Origin of the sequence: Streptomyces sp. HSG2 (assembly GCF_016598575.1) — a bacterium.
Lineage (GTDB): Bacteria > Actinomycetota > Actinomycetes > Streptomycetales > Streptomycetaceae > Streptomyces.
In genome coordinates, this window is sequence record NZ_CP066801.1 from 2,524,649 (window position 1) to 2,540,670 (window position 16,022).

Here is a 16,022-nt window from a genome sequence, read left to right on the forward strand (position 1 = left end):
TACCCCAAGCAACCCACTAAATCATCGACGACCACGTCGGCACCACACCCCAGCGCTCTCGTCCGTCACGTCCGAATCGTCAACGATCGACTCGCTCGGACTTTGATGGGCCGATGGTCTCTCGCGAGCACCGGGCGACTCGCAGGCCAGCACGTGCGAACGACGCGCTGACGCGGCGTGAAGGAGGAGGGCGGGCGGTGAGGAGTGGAATCCTGCGTCAGGCGAGCCAGTAGTAGGGCAGGCGCAGAAGTTCGGCGGCACGGCAAGCGACAGCCTCGGCATGAGGCGGGGCGCTTTCGTCGGCGAGGCCTCGCGTCAGGTGCAGGTGAAGGGACTGCAAGGTGGCGAAGGTGTTGAACGCCCAGGCCGGCAGTGGGCCCGGTCCTCCGCCCTCCAGAGCATCCGCCACCACCGTCAGCCACCCGACGGCCTCCTCGCTGTTCAGGCCCGGAGCTTGGAGGACGCGCGCGAGTGCCCGGGCGAGGCGCGCGTCCTCAGACTGGGTGTAAACGTAGTCGGTCCGCGCAACCGTCATTCTCCGGGCACACAGTTCGAGTAGTTCGGTGCGGCGGTCGGGCAATACCTTCGCGAATGCAGCGGCAGCATCGGCACCGTGTGCCACAGCGTGCAGCCAGCCCCTGGAGTCGTCCCATCCGCGTGTGTCCTGTTCGGCCGGATACCAGGCGGAGAATTCGGCATACCAACTTTCGACAGTGTTCCGGGGCACCAGACCGGGGGTGGTGTGCTCGCGCAGCAGTATGGCGCAGAGAATCAGCGGTGCGAAGGTTCGCGCCTGCACCTCGGGATGGGTGAAACGGCCGGCGGCAGTGTCGCCAAGCGCCTGGAGGACTCCGTCGAGATGCCCCCGTCCGATCCATCGGGCAGCACCTGTGTAAGCGTACTCGTCACGGATCCGTGCGTCGGGGGAGATCAACATGGCCGACAGCTCATCGGCGAGCCGAGAAGCCGATACTCCTCGACGGGGGAAGGGGAAGCCGTCGGCCGCGATCGACGGCCAGTCGAGAGGATCAGAAGTCATCGCACCCGGCTTTCTTGTCTCACTGTTGGCTGCGCCACGTCGGAGGGCAGGTCGACCCCAAGCTCATTCTCCCCGACCGCCACTCACTGAGCCTTTCCCGGTAAGCACCCGTCACTCGTTGTGATCGCGCTGGCGACGCTGCGGCCCGTGGGTCCCCAAGTCCGGTCAGGCGTAAGGCCCCTGGTAAGAACGATCTTGCGACAGATTCTTCTGACCGAGGGGCCTCACGTGTCGGCCAGTGTCACATGCACCGCCGTGCTCGATGTGAAGCGGTCCACCGCCGAGCACCTGGCCCGGCTGCTGCGCGACCACCGCATCGCGGCCGGAACTCGCAGGGGCAGGCGGGCGCTGGGCTGCTTCCGTCAGGCAGTGTTTGTCCTGCGATGGGACTCTGTTGCGCATTTTGCTGCGGGGTGCTCGTCGGGTCGGGGATGATCGTTCCGTTGGGTCCTGCCGGGTTGTTGCGGGGCCCGGGGAGGACGGTGCTCGGTGTCGATGCGGCCGCAGGGGTTACCAGAGGTTCCGGAGTTGACGGCGGCGGTGGCCGCGGTGGTGTTCCCGGACGGCTCGCTGGCGATGCGGGTTCGGGAGGAGTTGGCGGGGGTGTTCGCGGACGAGCCGTTCGCGGAGGCGTTCGGTGCGCGCGGGCCGGCGGGATTGTCGCCGGGGATGCTGGCGCTGGTCACGGTGTTGCAGTTCGCGGAGAACCTGACCGACCGGCAGGCCGCGGAGGCGGTGCGTGAGCGCCTGTCGTGGAAGTACGCGCTGGGACTGGAGTTGACCGACACCGGTTTCGACTTCACGGTGCTGGCGAGGTTCCGGGCTCGGCTGGTCGAGCACGGCATGGAGCGCTTGGTCTTCGACCGGCTGCTGGAGCACTGCCGCGGCAAGGGCCTGGTCGGCGGGCGGGAAACAGCGCACGGACTCCACGCACGTGATCAGTGCGGTGCGGGACCTGAACCGTCTGGAGCTGGCCGGGGAGAGCGTGCGCGCGGTGCTGGAGGCGCTGGCCGGTGCGGCGCCGTCCTGGCTGGCGGGCCGGTTCGGGGCTGAGCGGGTCGCCGAGTGGGAGCTGCGGTATGCGGCCCGCGTGGATTCCTGGCGGCTGCCGTCGTCGAAGACCAGGCGGGACCGGCTCGCCGAGGTCTACGGGCAGGACGCGCTCGTGCTGCTGCGCGCCGTGCGCGAGCCGGATGCCCCCGCTTGGCTGCGCGAAGTGGAGCCGGTGGAGTTGCTGCGGCGGATCTTCGTGCAGACCTACCACGTCACCTGCAACGCCCGGGGACGGGAGGTGGTCAGGAAGCGGGAGGCCGACAGTGACGGCGTCCCGCCCGGACAACTGCGGCTCGCCTCGCCCTACGACGCGGATGCCCGCTGGTCGGCGAAGGGAGACGAGCTGTTCTGGTGCGGCTACAAGGTCCACCTCACCGAGACCTGCGACAACGACAACGGCACTGACGGTGCGGGCGGCACTGACGGAACCGCTCCCGCCGCGGCCGGCCGCCCCGCACCTGATCACGGACGTGGCCACCACCGCCTCGACCGCGCCGGACGTGACTGCCACCGCCGCCATCCAGCACCGCCTGGCCGAACGCCAGGTCAAGCCGGGCGAGCACTACCTCGACTCCGGCTACCCCTCCGCCGACCTCGTCACCGACGCGGCCCGCGACGGCATCACCATGATCACCCCGCTCCTCGGCGACCACTCCCGCCAGGCACGGGAGGCCGAGGGCTTCGACAAGGCCGCGTTCCGGATCGACTGGAACACCCGCCAGGTGACCTGCCCCGAGGGCAGCACCAGCACCGGCTGGTATCCCGTGCAACAGCACGGCCGCGACGCCATCGTGATCGCCTTCGCCGGCGGTGACTGCCGCCCCTGCCCTCCCGCGAGCGGTGCACCGCTGCCGTCCGCGGCAATCGCATGCTCACCTGCGGCCCCGCGAGGTCCACGAGCACGTCACCGCCGCCCGCGCCGAGCAGAAGAGCGACACCTGGCAGGCCAAGTACGCCCTGCGTGCAGGTGTCGAGGGCACCATCAACCAGGCCCTCGACGTCACCGGGATGCGCCGGGCCCGCTACCGCGGCCTGCCCAAGGTCACCCTCCAACACGCCTTCTCCGCCACCGCGATCAACATCATCCGGCTCGACGCCCACTGGGCCAGCCGCCAGCCCCACCGCACCAGACGATCCTGGACAAGCCGCCTGTCCCGCCTCGTCTACCAACTCGCCGCGTAGCACCAGCCAAAATGCGCAACAGAGTCCGATGGTTCCTTGACGGCACGCGCCTGGCCCAACTCCCCCGCGACAACGACCTGTCGACCTCCACCGCATACCGCTACCTCCACGAGGGGCTGACCGTCCTGGCCGCCGGGGCACCGGACCTTTCGACTGCGCTTGAGCGTGCGAAGGCGGCCGGGCTTACTCATCTGAACCTCGACGGCACCGTCATCCGGACCGACCGCGTCGCCGCACCCGGCCCCTACGGCGCCGACCTGTGGTGGTCCGGAAAACACAAGCACCACGGTGGGAACGTACAGGTCATCGCCACGCCGGACGGCTGGCCGATCTGGGTCTCACCGGTCCGCCCCGGTACTACAGCCGTGAGTCGCAATCGCGGTCTCTTCGGTTGCGGGTGGCGTGATGGCATCGGAGGGCCCGGGCTTGGTGGGTGCGTCGCCAGAGCGATTGCGCTGTGACCAGGGCGGCAGCGATCGGCGGTGGGGGCCAGACGACGCGGTTGAGGAGTCGGCGGATCTCTTCGGCGCTGTAGCGGATCAGCTGCTCAACGGGTCTGGATCCCCCTTTTCGGGATGGTCGGGCTGGTCGGGTTCCGGGACGGGTGGTGGCGGGCTCGTGGTGTCGTCGGTACGGGTGGCGGTGACGTTCAGGAAGGCGAGGGCGGCCATGGACAAGGTGATATGGCGCATCCAGGCGTCCCAGGTGCGGACTTCGTAGTGGTCCAGGCCGCAGTCGGACTTCGCGGTCTCGAAGCAGTCCTCGATGGACCAGCGCAGCCCCATCACGCGGACGATCTCGCTGAGCGGGGTTCCGGTGCGGGCGTGGACGGCGAAGTAGGCGACCTTGGACGCGTCACTGATGGAGCGGCGGACCAGGAGCAGGTGGACGAAGCCGCGGCGGGGGCCGCCGTCGGAGCCGCCGGGCCAGATGACCTCGGCCAGCGCCCAGTCGTAACGGCGTTCTCCCTTGGTACCCTTCCCGCACGAGCGCCGCTCGAAGACAAGGGGGACCTTCCGGGTCAGGACATCGACCCGCAGCGGCCCGGTCCCGTGCGTGCTCGCGGTCTCGTCCACGGGGACGGCCAGCACATACGGGATGCGGCGACGTTCAAGTGCCGCCCTGAGCTCGCGGTCCTGGCCGTAGGCGCTGTCGGCGGCCACCCACCCGAGGGGCACACCAGCCCGGCGGCAGCGTTCCACCATGCGTCGGCCCAGCTCCGGCTTGGTGATGACCTCTTTCGCTCTTGGGCGGGGGATCTTCGCCTCCCGGCACCTGGCGGCATCCTGGGTCCAGACGGCCGGCACATACGGTTCCCGATCGATCAGTGCCCGTCCGGTGTCGACCGCGTAGGCGCAGAAGACCATGACCTGGCAGTTCTCGATCTGCCCGGTGACCCCGACGTACTGGCGGGCCACCCCGGCCGATTTGACGCCCTTCTTCAAGAACGCCGTCTCGTCCAGCACGAGCACCCCGTCCGCACGTCCCAAGTGAGTAACGACGAACGACCGAACACAGTCCCGGAGTTGATCGGGCAACCAGGTCGACCGCGACAGAAACCATTGCACCCTGTCCGGTGTCGCGTCCCCGACATGCTCGGCGATCTGCCAGCCGTTCTTCCGCTCGACCGGCGCGATCAACGCCTGCAGATACGCCATCGCCGTCCGCCGCCGATCCGCCCGCCCGAACACCCAGGCCAACGAGGCGAAGAACTCCTCGAACCAGCCCGACCACACCTGCACCGCACGCTCCGTACCCACGTACAGACCAACGCGTTACACACTCACAGGACACTCACGGCTGTAGTACTGGACGGCTGGGCTTTTCATGCAATCCTTCAGGAACGAGAGCTTCGAGTAGAAGCTGCGTTCGGCGACTGTGCCCCTCTTGTGAAGGTGTTTCTCAACGAGACGCGTGAGCAGGTCGAGGTCTGTGTCGATCGACGCCGCGTCCATTCCCTCGTGCTGCCGTGTCTCCAGGTATTCGATCTCGACCTGCCGCAGTTTCTGCTCCGGTGCACCGATGACCGCAATCTCGTCAGTCTCGATACCGAAGCAGTGACCCGTCACCGTGGATATCACATTGAGATCAAACCGGGTACGAGTGAAAGAAGGAAGTCGCCGGAACGTCAGCAAGGGATACTCGCGCGCGAGGTACTCCTCGAATTCTCTGTTGGCCACCTCAACTCCCTTGCGGAATATCTCCTCGCGCCGGAGGGAGTCTTCACGGAACTTCTTCTGCTTGAGTTGATACTTGCCGTTCGGGCATTCCTGGAAGGCTATGTGCCCCACCTCGGAATCCGGGTCGATGACTTCGAAGTTGTGCTGCACAAAGTGCCACCGGGTGAACTCGTAGCCTGGGTCGGTGATGAATCCGTCGAATTCTCTGGCCTCGATGGACTGCCACATGTCGCGAGTGAGCTCCCAGATGGAAACCTCGTCGAGGAGGTTCACCTTCCGCTCGATCTCGATGCCCTGCTCGTATGTGAAGTATGCGTTTCCCTCGATACGGACGTAGTCCGTCATCGCGTCGCTGACGGTGAGCGCCTGCCGTACCAGATCCGCGATATCCGTGCGGGCGGGGTGGTCGAAGCGGGCCACCCGGACGAAGAGGACTCCGATGCTGCGCACCCGTCCCAGCACCAGCACCTCCGTGTACGGGCGCGAGACGTTCGTATGGGTGCGCAGCATCATCAGCGGAACGAGTGACCCGAGGTCGCCAGAAAGCTGTGCGTGTTGCTCCAGTTCCGTTGTGAAGCCGGTGAAGTCCCAGGTCGGGAACGGCTCCGTGGGCTCGGAGAGCTTCCGTACCGGTCCGTTCGGTGGCACCAGGGAGAGGGAGCGCGCGGCCGTCCCGGCCGGCCGAAGGAACTCCAGAGCTCGCTCGCTCCCTCCCGACTCATCCTCCAGTCCGACAGCCAGGAGGGGCGCGGATGAGTGCGGCGCGACGGTGTACTGGTGGGCGACGTCACCGAATATGAGATTCCTCACCACTGCTCCGCCAGCACTCTCTCCATCCGAAATAATCTGCGCGTCCAAAACAACTCCTAGAGCGATTCTCGGCTGAAACGGGCCCATTTCCGCCCTCGACCGAGAGGGGAGCATCTGTTTTCGGCGAGGGTGGAACATGCCCCGTGGCATTAATCCGGAGACGGCACACCATGCGGTGATGCGAGAAATGGCAGGCCGACGGGCGTCGATCGGGCGACCGCAAAGATGCAGATGTGGAGGTTAATCGACTTTCCGATGGGCGTCAAACAGTCGGGAAGTCAGAGGGGGACTCCCCATAGAGCGACCCAATTGCCAAAACCACCAGGTGACTGAAGGATATTGAACAGAATGATCCAAATCGCCCCTCACTGCCGCTATGTGAATAAATCGGTTATGGATCTGCGGGAGCTCAAGTCCCCCTGGACTTAACCTCCTTGACACCTTCCGCCTGCCCGTGAAGACTTCTCAGTCGATCTTGCTGGAACCGCACCCTGCGTTCCGGCCGACCAAACGGGTGGGTCATGATCAGCGAAACCAAGAGACGTGTTCTCCTGCTTGTCCTCGACGGATTCGGCTGGGCCCCGGAGCGCCCCAACAATCCGCTCACGGAGGCGCGAACTCCGTTTATCGCGGGTCTGGAAAGCCGTCGGCCACCGGCACTCCTGGAGGCATCCGGAACCGTCGTCGGACTTCCGCCGGGGCAGGTAGGGAATTCCGAAGTCGGGCACCTGACCATTGGAACGGGCCGCACGATCCCCCAGGCAGCAGTCGTCATCGACCGGGCAATCGCCGAAGGTGGCCTGCGCGGCCGGCCGGAATTGGGCAGCGTCTTCTCCCGTTCCCGGGCCGCCGGCCGAGACGTCCACCTGATCGGCATCGCCTCGACGGGCGGCGCCCACGGGCACATCGACCACATCTCCGCGCTGCTCGACCTGGCCAGGGAGTACGGCTGGGCGGAACGCACCCACGTCCACGCGGTGACCGACGGCCGCGACGTACCGGCCCGCTCCGCACTCGGTGATCTCACCCGACTCGAAGACAAGGGCGCACGACTCGCCACACTCGTCGGGCGGAAACTCGCGATGGACCGCTCCGGGCGCACTGAGCGGACCGAGGCCGTCTTCGCCGCCTTGACCGGTGCTGGCCCGGCCCCCGTGACCGACTGGCGCACGGCCGTCGCAGATCAGTACGCCGACGGGCACGCCGACGAGAACCTGGAGCCCGTCATCGTGGCCGGGGCGCCGCGCATCACGCCCGGTGACGAGGTCGTCATGACCAACTTCCGCCCCGACGGCCTGCGTCAGCTCGCCGCACGGTTCGCCGCGGCAGGGCAGCCGCTGACCACCATGACGAAGTACAGCGACGACATCACTGCCTGCCCCGTCTTCGACCCCGGCCAAGTGGACGGCACCCTGGCCCAGGCGGTGGCCGAGGCCGGCCTGTCCCAGGTACACGTGGCGGAGCGTGAGAAGTTCGGCCATGTCACCTACCTACTCAACGGCTATACCCAGACGCTGCAGCCGGCGGAGCGGCATGTCCCGATCGCGAGCAGGACCGACGTCACAGGTTTCGACCAAGCGCCGGAGATGTCCGCATCCGCGATCACCGAGGTCCTCCTGGACGAGCTATCCTCCGGGGAGGCCGACTTCATGGTGGCCAACATCGCCAACGTGGACACCGTCGGCCATACCGGTGTGTACGACGCCGTGCGCCACGCTGCCGAGGTGGTCGACACGTGCCTGATTCGGATCGCCGAGGCCGCCGAGCGGCACGGCGTGGTGCTGGTGATCACCGCCGACCACGGCAATGGCGAGCGCATGCGTGACGCCGACGGCGTACCCGACACCCGGCACACCGCCAACCCCGTGCCGCTGTGGGTGGTCGGTTCCGACCACCCCACCTCCGCGACGGGCGATCTCCGCGATATCGCGCCCACCTGCCTCCACCTGCTGGGGGTCGATCCGCCAGCGGCGATGTCCGGCCGAGTTCTGCGAAGGGCGCTGTGATGACGCCACACCAGCCGTTTGACACCGTGTGGTTCGAGATACCGAAGGAGCTCGCCGAGAGCACGCCAGACGTACTGCAGGCCGAGCTCCGGCAGTACGCGGAACGCCACCTCGACGGTTCCCCGGGCTACTTCCTGTTGGCCGGGCTCGACCACCTCGACCTGGACGGATATCGGTCCTTCGCGGTGGCGGCGTCCAGCGCGCTCGGCCGACTCATGCCGCAGGACGGCGCGGGCTCGCTGTTGCGGGAGGTCCGCGACCGGGGCGTGGCGCTCGGCGAAGGTTCCACCGGGCGGTACTCCGACTCCCGCACGGGCGGGAATCTGCACACCGACTCCCCGCACCGGCCAACCGCCGTCCCCGATTACTTCACACTGACGTGCGTCCACCAGGCTGCCATCGGAGGCGACCTGCTCCTGGTCAGGCTGGCCGACGTCGTCGAGCGCCTGCGGGACCATCCCGATGCGTTGGAAACCCTGCGCAGACCCATGCACTTCGACACCCGTGACGACACCCCGGGCGTCCCGCGAACCGTGCTCCGCCCCGTCCTGGAGACCAAGGATAACCGGGAGCACGTCCACTACCTGCGGGAGTACATCGAGATCGGGCACCGGCAGCCCGGTGTCCCCCTCTCACCCCGGAACAGACCAGTGCTCTCGACGCCCTGGACGAACTGCTACCGTCGCCCAGTGCACCGGCCGCAAGCGGACACTCACCGTGCGGGCCCTGCTTCTCGGCATGTGGCTGGCCGCCGCGCGCAACGCCGGGACCGTCGTCTTCACGTCAGTCACCAACCTCCTCTACTTCTCCCTGACCGACGAGATGCGCGCACTCCTTGACATCCCCCACTACCCCGACCACGCCCGCGGCTTCGAAGCCGCGTACCACGTCGTCCGACGCCTGGCCCACCGCATCGAGAAAGCGGTTGACCCCTCACCACTGCCCAAGAACCACCGCCTTGACCGCGAGCTCGCCGCCCGCCTCCTTGCCGAGGCCGACCCCGAGGAACTCGCCGGCAGGCGCTCGCTCATGCTGCGGGTCGTCAACCGGATCCTTGCCATGTCCCTCCTCGACGCCCACCCCCTGCTGGAGGGCCGCTGGGACGGCTCGGCCGCCCTGGACGCCACCGTCATCGGTACCTACTCCAAGGGCCTGTCGGCCGACAGCCCGGTCACGGCGAGCGACCCCGACGCCGGCTGGTACGTCCGCACCGCCAAGCACAAGGACCCCCTCGTGACCGACGCACCGCCACAGGAGCGGATCAAGAAGCGCCTGTACGGCTACGACGCCTGCCTCGTCGTCGCACGCGACCCCGACCACGACGGCGCACCGCTGCCCGACGGCTCGGCCAACCCCGACGTCGTCCCGTCCCTGGTCGTCGCGTTCTCCCTCGACAAGCCCAGCCACCGCCCCGCCGAGGTCGCCCTCGAAGCCCTCCAGCAGGTCGATCCCCGCTACCCCCGCGGCTACCTCGCCGGCGACCGCCTCTACCCCGACCAGAAGCCGGACAAGTTCCAGCTGCCCATCCGTGCCCTGGGCTACCAGCCCGTCTACGACTACGCCAAGGACCAGCTCGGCGTGCAGGCCCAGTTCGCCGGGGCAGAACTCGTCGAGGGCAACTGGTACTGCCCCTCCATGCCCCAGCCCCTCAAGGACGCCACCAAGGACCTCGTCACCAAGAAGATCGACAAGCAGACCTGGATCAACCGGATCCGGCAGCGCACCGCCTACCTCTTCATGCCCAAACAGCGTGCCGACGCCGAGGGCCACCGCCGCATGATGTGCCCCGCCGAAGCCAACCGCGGCCAGTGCTCCCTCAAGCCCTACACCCTCGGCCGGGGCATCCACCTGCCCCTCATCGACCCCGAACCCAGCCCCGCCGGCTCGCCCACCGCCTGCACCCAGCGCACCATCACCCTCCCGCCCGAGGTTGGCGCCCAGCTCTGGCAGCCCCTCCAGTACGGCACCGCGGAATGGCAGCGCGTCTACTTCCGGCTCCGCAACGCCATCGAGGGGATGAACGGCTTCGGCAAGGACCCCCTCTACGAACACCTGGAGCCCGGCGGCACCCGCCGCATCCGCGGCATCGCCGCCCAGGCCATCCTCCTGGCCTTCCAACTCGCCCACGCCAACAAACGCAAGCTCGCCACCTGGGCCGGCAGCATCGCCCTCCACGGCGACCAGCCCCACCGCCGCCCCACCCGCCGTCGCAAGACCAAACCCCTGGGCACCTGGACACCCAAGGGGTACCTCACCGAAACGACTGCGTGAGAGGGGTCACACCCCGGCAAGCCAACTGAAGGCCAACAACCGAAGACCCGGAACACGACTGCCCGGCGGCTCCCCAGCCGCCGGGCAGTCACGCGCGCAAGCCGCACCACACCCCACCTGACCAGCAAGGAAAAGCGAAACGGTCGGCATCGTGATCACGATGCCGACCGTTTCGTCGGTGCTACCAGGACACTTTCGTCGGTGTCCCGTTGTGCGCGAGGGGGGAGTTGAACCCCCACGCCCTTGCGGGCACTGGAACCTGAATCCAGCGCGTCTGCCTATTCCGCCACCCGCGCATTTGGGTGAGCCGATCGGGCCCGAAACCACTGACCGGCCCCTCCCGACACCGAGAAGACTAGCACGCTGAACAGGGTGGTCTCACATCCCGCTCCGGCACCGCACTCGCGGGAGAGGCGGGAGAGAGCACGCCAAGCCGGGGAACGACACGTACACGTTCGGGTATCAACCGAGTACCACTCGGCCGGTCTGCGCCCGGGGGAGGTTCCGGCCCGCCCGCGGGTACGGGACACTTGCCAGTGACCCCCTCTACGATTCTGGGCATGAGTCCGCTCACGAGCGCCCCCGAGAGGTTCCGAACAGGGCTCCGGCGGGAACTCCGGGAGGCGTCGGGGCCACGTCGGGGTTCCGGACCCGCCCCGGCGGCCGAGTCGACGGGGGGAACCAGCCGACGGACCGGCGCGTGGATACGATCAGTAAGCAGTACCAGGTGGGCACAGCGCGAGGGCGCGAGGCGCGGACGGACGGGACGCGGATGAGCGGCGCACCGGGATACACGCAGGCAAGACAGAGCGGTACGCGGAGCAGTGGGCGGGACGCCAGCGACGGAGGAGGTGCCCCATGGGAGTCCTGAAGAAGTTCGAGCAGCGCCTCGAAGGTCTGGTCAACGGCACCTTCGCCAAGGTGTTCAAGTCCGAGGTGCAGCCTGTGGAGATCGCCGGGGCGCTCCAACGCGAGTGCGACAACAACGCGACCATCTGGAACCGTGATCGCACCGTCGTGCCGAACGACTTCATCGTGGAACTCAGCACCCCCGACTACGAGCGCCTCAGCCCGTACTCGGGACAGCTCGGCGAAGAGCTCGCCGGCATGGTGAGGGAGTACGCCAAGCAGCAGCGCTACACCTTCATGGGATCGATCAAGGTCCACCTGGAGAAGGCCGAGGACCTGGACACCGGTCTCTACCGGGTCCGCAGCCGCACGCTCGCCTCCTCCAGCAGCCACCCGGGTCCACCCCAGGGTCCGGCGGCGTCGCCCTCGGGATACGGGTATCCGCCCGCCGCGGGCGCCGGCGCGCCGCCCATGCCGTCCGCGCCGCCGCCGGGCCGGCCCGGCGGATACGGCCATCCCCACTCCGCCGAGAGCCCCCGGCCCCCGGCCGCCGCTCCGTCGAGCGGCACGACCCGCCACTGGGTCGAGATCAACGGCACCCGTCACCAGATCTCCCGGTCCACGCTGGTGCTCGGGCGCAGTACCGAGGCGGACGTCCGGATCGACGACCCCGGTGTCAGCCGCAGACACTGCGAGATCCGGACCGGGACGCCCCCGACGATCCAGGATCTCGGATCCACCAACGGCATCGTGGTGGACGGGCAACACACCACCCGCGCTACGCTCCGCGACGGCTCGCGGATCGTCGTGGGCAGCACCACCGTTATCTATAGGCAAGCCGAAGGGTGATGCGGGGGCAATGTCAGAGCTGACCCTCACGGTCATGCGGCTGGGTTTCCTGGCCGTACTGTGGCTGTTCGTGATCGTGGCCGTGCAGGTCATCCGCAGCGACCTGTTCGGTACGCGCGTCACCCAGCGCGCGTCGCGCCGGGAGTCCGGACGGGACCGCCAACAGGGCGGGCGTCAGGCGCCGCCGCAGCAGCGCCAGCAGTCGGGCGGCGGTCGGGCCCGCCGCAACGCACCGACCAAGCTGGTGGTCACGGAGGGCACGCTCAGCGGCACCACCGTGGCGCTCCAGGGCCAGACCATCACCCTCGGTCGGGCCCACGACTCCACGATCGTGCTGGACGACGACTACGCCTCCAGCCGCCATGCCAGGATCTACCCCGACCAGGGGGGCCAGTGGATCGTGGAGGACCTGGGATCCACCAACGGCACCTACGTGGACCGGTCCCGGCTGACTTCCCCCACACCGATCTCCGTGGGCAACCCGATCCGCATCGGCAAGACCGTCATCGAGCTGCGGAAGTAGTGCTACACCAATGAATGAGCGCGAGCGGAGCGAGCACGCGGCGGCGGCCGGCACCACGGGCCCCGGCGCGCTCCCGACCGGAGGGTGGGCAGTGTGGCGCGACACGACCGGCTGTACCCGGAGCCGACCGGCGAGGTGGGTATGAGCCTGTCACTGCGGTTCGCCGCCGGATCGCATCGGGGCATGATCCGGGAGGGGAACGAGGACTCCGGCTACGCCGGCCCCCGGCTGCTCGCCATCGCCGACGGCATGGGCGGCCAGGCCGCCGGCGAGGTCGCCTCCTCCGAGGTCATCTCGACCATCGTCGCCCTCGACGACGACATCCCCGGCTCCGACGTCCTCACCTCTCTCGGCACCTCGGTGCAGCGGGCCAACGACCAGCTTCGCCAGATGGTCGCCGAGGACCCCAGCCTGGAGGGCATGGGCACCACGCTCACCGCGCTGCTGTGGACGGGGCAGCGACTCGGGCTGGTCCACGTCGGAGACTCGCGCGCCTACCTGCTGCGAGACGGGACCCTCTCCCAGATCACCCAGGACCACACCTGGGTCCAACGCCTCGTCGACGAGGGCCGTATCACCGAGGAAGAGGCGGGCACCCACCCACAACGCTCCCTGCTCATGCGCGCCCTGGGCAGCGGCGACCACGTCGAGCCGGACCTCTCCATCCGCGAGGTCCGGCCCGGCGACCGCTACCTCATCTGCTCCGACGGCCTGAGCGGGGTGGTCTCCCGCGAGACCATGCAGGAGACCCTCGCCGGTCACCGGGGACCCGAGGACGCGGTGCAGGAGCTGATCCAGCTCGCCCTGCGCGGCGGCGGACCCGACAACATCACCGTGATCATCGCGGACGTTCTCGACCCCGACGCCGGGGGCGCCCCGACCGAGCCGCTGTACGACACCCCCGTCGTGGTCGGAGCCGTCGCCGAGAATCAGCACCAGCTCACGGACAACGGCATCATGCAGACCCCGGCGGGTCGGGCCTCCGGCCTCGGACGGCCGGGTGGAGGCCACGGCGGAGCCGACGGGGCATTCGGAGATCCCGGCGGCGGGCCGGAGGGAGCCGACGCGGTAGACCCCTCCGAGGACTTCGGCGGCGAGGCGTTCGTCAGACCTCGCAGGCGTCGCCGCTGGCTCAAGGTGTCCCTGTACTCGGTGCTGGCCCTCTCCGTCGTCGGCGCCGGTCTGTACGGCGGCTGGCGTTGGACCCAGAGCCAGTACTACGTCGGCGCCAACGACGACCACGTCGCCCTCTACCGGGGGATCAGCCAGGATCTGGCCTGGGTGTCCCTGTCGAAGGTGGAGAAGGACCATCCGGAGATCGAACTGCGATACCTGCCTCCGTACCAGCAGAAGCTGGTCGAGTCCACGATCGCCGAGGGCGACCTGAACGATGCCCGCTCGAAGATCGACGAGCTGGCGGTGCAGGCCTCCGCCTGCCAGAAGCAACTCGAACGCGCCGAACTGAGCGAGAGCGAGGCGGCGACGGCCGGCGACGAGGCGGCGGACGCCGCGGGAACCACGCCGGCGTCCCTGACGTCCAAGGCTTCGCCGACCCCGAGCCCGTCGTCACCCTCCACGGTGACCCCGTCGGACGATCCCTCGGTACCGGAGCCGACCTCGTCCGCGACCCCACCGAACCCCGACCCCGGCCCGACCCTCTCGGAGGAAGAACAGAAGGTCGTCTCGCTGTGCGGTCAGCAGTAGGCCAGGCGTGAGAGGCACCGTCACACGATGAGCAGCACACCTTCCAACCCGCCGACGCACCACACGTCGACCATCGGGGCGATCGGCGCGCCCAGCCGCCGCAACACCGAACTCGCGCTCCTGCTGTTCGCCGTGGCCATCCCGGTGTTCGCCTACGCCAACGTGGGTCTGGCGCTCGACGGCCGGGTTCCCGCCGGTCTGCTGAGCTACGGCCTCGGGCTCGGCCTGCTCGCGGGCGTCGGACACCTGGTGGTCCGCAGGTTCGCCCCCTACGCCGACCCGCTACTGCTGCCCCTGGCCACGCTCCTCAACGGCCTGGGGCTGGTCGCCATCTGGCGGTTGGACCAGTCCGAGCTGCTCCAGTCGCTGAACCTGGCCGGTGGCGCCGCCCCGCGCCAGTTGCTGTACACCGCCCTGGGCATCGCCCTGTTCGTGGTCGTGATGATCTTCCTCAAGGACCATCGCGTCCTACAGCGCTACACCTACATCTCGATGCTGGTGGCTCTCGTCCTGCTGTTGCTGCCATTGGTTCCGGGCCTGGGTCGCAACATCTACGGCGCCAAGATCTGGATCCAGGTCGGTTCCTTCTCGATTCAGCCCGGCGAATTCGCCAAGATCGTTCTGGCCATCTTCTTCGCCGGCTACCTGATGGTGAAACGGGACGCGCTCGCGCTGGCCAGTCGCAGGGTGATGGGGCTGTACCTGCCGCGGGGTCGTGACCTGGGGCCGATCCTCGTGGTCTGGGCGGTGTCGATCCTGATCCTCGTCTTCGAGACGGACCTCGGCACCTCGTTGCTGTTCTTCGGCATGTTCGTGATCATGCTGTACGTCGCCACCGAACGGACCAGCTGGATCGTGTTCGGCCTGCTCATGTCGGCCGCCGGTGCCGTGGGCGTGGCCAGCTTCGAGATCCACATCCAACAGCGCGTCGATGCGTGGCTCGACCCGATGGGGGAGTACCTGCTCTCCCGGGAGGGACTCGAAGGCCACTCGGAACAGGCCATGCAGGCCCTCTGGGCCTTCGGCTCCGGCGGCACGCTCGGTACCGGGTGGGGGCAGGGTCACTCCGAACTGATCCGCTTCGCCGCCAACTCGGACTTCATCCTCGCCACCTTCGCGGAGGAACTCGGCCTGGCCGGCACCATGGCCATCCTGCTCGTCTACGCGCTCATCGTCGAACGTGGCGTGCGCACCGCCCTGGCCGCCCGGGACCCCTTCGGGAAGCTCCTCGCCATCGGCCTGTCCGGGGCCTTCGCCCTCCAGGTCTTCGTCGTCGCCGGTGGTGTGATGGGGCTCATCCCGCTCACCGGGATGACCATGCCGTTCCTGGCCTACGGAGGCTCGTCGGTCATCGCCAACTGGGCGCTGGTCGGGGTACTGCTGAGGATCAGCGACACGGCCCGACGCCCCGCCCCCACTCCCGCCGCCCAGCCCGACGCCGAGATGACCCAGGTCGTGCGCGGGTGAACCGGTGCGGCGACGGCGCCCCCACGCCCCCGACGCGCGCACCGCACTCGCGCGGCGGCCCCTCGCCCGAGGAGCCCCGGCCCACGCCG

Annotated in this window: 12 protein-coding genes, 1 tRNA gene and 2 pseudogenes; 11 read left to right on the forward strand and 4 right to left on the reverse strand. The window is 68.4% G+C overall.

All coding sequences use genetic code 11. The features are described from left to right. Nucleotides 1-217 precede the first annotated feature (217 nt). Nucleotides 218-1,039 carry a DUF2785 domain-containing protein gene (locus JEK78_RS10570; RefSeq protein ID WP_200263826.1) on the reverse strand — a complete coding sequence of 274 codons (822 nt, stop codon included), beginning with the start codon at nt 1,037-1,039 and terminating at the stop codon, nt 218-220. A 228-nt stretch (nt 1,040-1,267) separates the two neighbouring features. Between JEK78_RS10570 and JEK78_RS10575 the strand changes: the two are divergent. The 5 genes and pseudogenes from JEK78_RS10575 to JEK78_RS10595 all read left to right on the forward strand — a co-directional run. Then, a pseudogene (locus JEK78_RS10575) lies at nt 1,268-1,426 on the forward strand (IS5/IS1182 family transposase); the annotation flags it as partial. A gap of 108 nt (nt 1,427-1,534) precedes the next feature. Next, nucleotides 1,535-2,092, forward strand: coding sequence for a transposase (locus JEK78_RS10580; RefSeq protein ID WP_242483390.1), 558 nt, complete (start codon nt 1,535-1,537; stop codon nt 2,090-2,092). After that, nucleotides 1,974-2,906: a hypothetical protein gene (locus JEK78_RS10585; protein ID WP_200263828.1), complete on the forward strand. Its 933-nt coding sequence runs from the start codon at nt 1,974-1,976 to the stop codon at nt 2,904-2,906. Before JEK78_RS10580 ends, JEK78_RS10585 begins: the two co-directional genes overlap by 119 nt. Next, nucleotides 2,903-3,274, forward strand: a complete 372-nt coding sequence (locus JEK78_RS10590) for a transposase (protein ID WP_200263829.1) — start codon at nt 2,903-2,905, stop codon at nt 3,272-3,274. The genes JEK78_RS10585 and JEK78_RS10590 overlap by 4 nt, the downstream gene beginning before the upstream one ends. Nucleotides 3,275-3,297: 23 nt before the next feature. Beyond that, nucleotides 3,298-3,633 (forward strand): annotated as a pseudogene (locus JEK78_RS10595) (transposase family protein); the annotation flags it as partial. A gap of 180 nt (nt 3,634-3,813) precedes the next feature. Here JEK78_RS10595 and JEK78_RS10600 read toward each other — a convergent pair. Beyond that, nucleotides 3,814-5,016, reverse strand: a complete 1,203-nt coding sequence (locus tag JEK78_RS10600) for an IS701 family transposase (protein WP_242483341.1) — start codon at nt 5,014-5,016, stop codon at nt 3,814-3,816. 33 nt (nt 5,017-5,049) lie between these two features. Next, nucleotides 5,050-6,312 carry a hypothetical protein gene (locus JEK78_RS10605; protein WP_200263830.1) on the reverse strand — a complete coding sequence of 421 codons (1,263 nt, stop codon included), beginning with the start codon at nt 6,310-6,312 and terminating at the stop codon, nt 5,050-5,052. Nucleotides 6,313-6,785: 473 nt separating this feature from the next. On the opposite strand from JEK78_RS10605, the gene gpmI reads away from it, so the two are divergent. Beyond that, entirely contained in the window at nt 6,786-8,270 is a 1,485-nt protein-coding gene (gene gpmI / locus JEK78_RS10610; protein ID WP_200263831.1) for a 2,3-bisphosphoglycerate-independent phosphoglycerate mutase, read from the forward strand. Continuing rightward, entirely contained in the window at nt 8,270-9,109 is an 840-nt protein-coding gene (locus JEK78_RS10615) for a TauD/TfdA family dioxygenase (protein WP_200263832.1), read from the forward strand. Before gpmI ends, JEK78_RS10615 begins: the two co-directional genes overlap by 1 nt. Before the next feature lie 1,644 nt (nt 9,110-10,753). On the opposite strand, the gene JEK78_RS10620 is transcribed toward JEK78_RS10615, so the two are convergent. Next, nucleotides 10,754-10,837: transfer RNA gene (locus tag JEK78_RS10620), tRNA-Leu, on the reverse strand. Nucleotides 10,838-11,399: 562 nt separating this feature from the next. Here JEK78_RS10620 and JEK78_RS10625 point away from each other — a divergent pair. The 4 genes from JEK78_RS10625 to JEK78_RS10640 all read left to right on the forward strand — a co-directional run bounded on the left by JEK78_RS10625 (nt 11,400) and on the right by JEK78_RS10640 (nt 15,933). Beyond that, nucleotides 11,400-12,239 (forward strand): DUF3662 and FHA domain-containing protein, encoded by an 840-nt coding sequence (locus tag JEK78_RS10625; protein ID WP_200263833.1) that lies wholly within the window; start codon nt 11,400-11,402, stop codon nt 12,237-12,239. A 10-nt stretch (nt 12,240-12,249) separates the two neighbouring features. Beyond that, nucleotides 12,250-12,762, forward strand: coding sequence for an FHA domain-containing protein (locus JEK78_RS10630; protein ID WP_200263834.1), 513 nt, complete (start codon nt 12,250-12,252; stop codon nt 12,760-12,762). Nucleotides 12,763-12,903: 141 nt separating this feature from the next. Continuing rightward, the gene (locus JEK78_RS10635; protein ID WP_200264100.1) at nt 12,904-14,466 is read left to right on the forward strand and encodes a Stp1/IreP family PP2C-type Ser/Thr phosphatase; all 1,563 of its coding nucleotides are present in this window, start codon (nt 12,904-12,906) and stop codon (nt 14,464-14,466) included. A 27-nt stretch (nt 14,467-14,493) separates the two neighbouring features. Continuing rightward, entirely contained in the window at nt 14,494-15,933 is a 1,440-nt protein-coding gene (locus JEK78_RS10640; protein ID WP_200263835.1) for an FtsW/RodA/SpoVE family cell cycle protein, read from the forward strand. Nucleotides 15,934-16,022 lie beyond the last annotated feature (89 nt).

What these genes read in the sequence shown, in the direction of transcription:
- JEK78_RS10570 (WP_200263826.1), bottom strand. Translation starts at nt 1,039, where the DNA reads ATGACTTCTGATCCTCTCGACTGGCCGTCGATCGCGGCCGACGGCTTC.
- JEK78_RS10580 (WP_242483390.1), top strand. Translation starts at nt 1,535, where the DNA reads ATGCGGCCGCAGGGGTTACCAGAGGTTCCGGAGTTGACGGCGGCGGTG.
- JEK78_RS10615 (WP_200263832.1), top strand. Translation starts at nt 8,270, where the DNA reads ATGACGCCACACCAGCCGTTTGACACCGTGTGGTTCGAGATACCGAAG.
- JEK78_RS10635 (WP_200264100.1), top strand. Translation starts at nt 12,904, where the DNA reads ATGAGCCTGTCACTGCGGTTCGCCGCCGGATCGCATCGGGGCATGATC.
- JEK78_RS10640 (WP_200263835.1), top strand. Translation starts at nt 14,494, where the DNA reads ATGAGCAGCACACCTTCCAACCCGCCGACGCACCACACGTCGACCATC.
- JEK78_RS10630 (WP_200263834.1), top strand. Translation starts at nt 12,250, where the DNA reads ATGTCAGAGCTGACCCTCACGGTCATGCGGCTGGGTTTCCTGGCCGTA.
- JEK78_RS10625 (WP_200263833.1), top strand. Translation starts at nt 11,400, where the DNA reads ATGGGAGTCCTGAAGAAGTTCGAGCAGCGCCTCGAAGGTCTGGTCAAC.
- gpmI (WP_200263831.1), top strand. Translation starts at nt 6,786, where the DNA reads ATGATCAGCGAAACCAAGAGACGTGTTCTCCTGCTTGTCCTCGACGGA.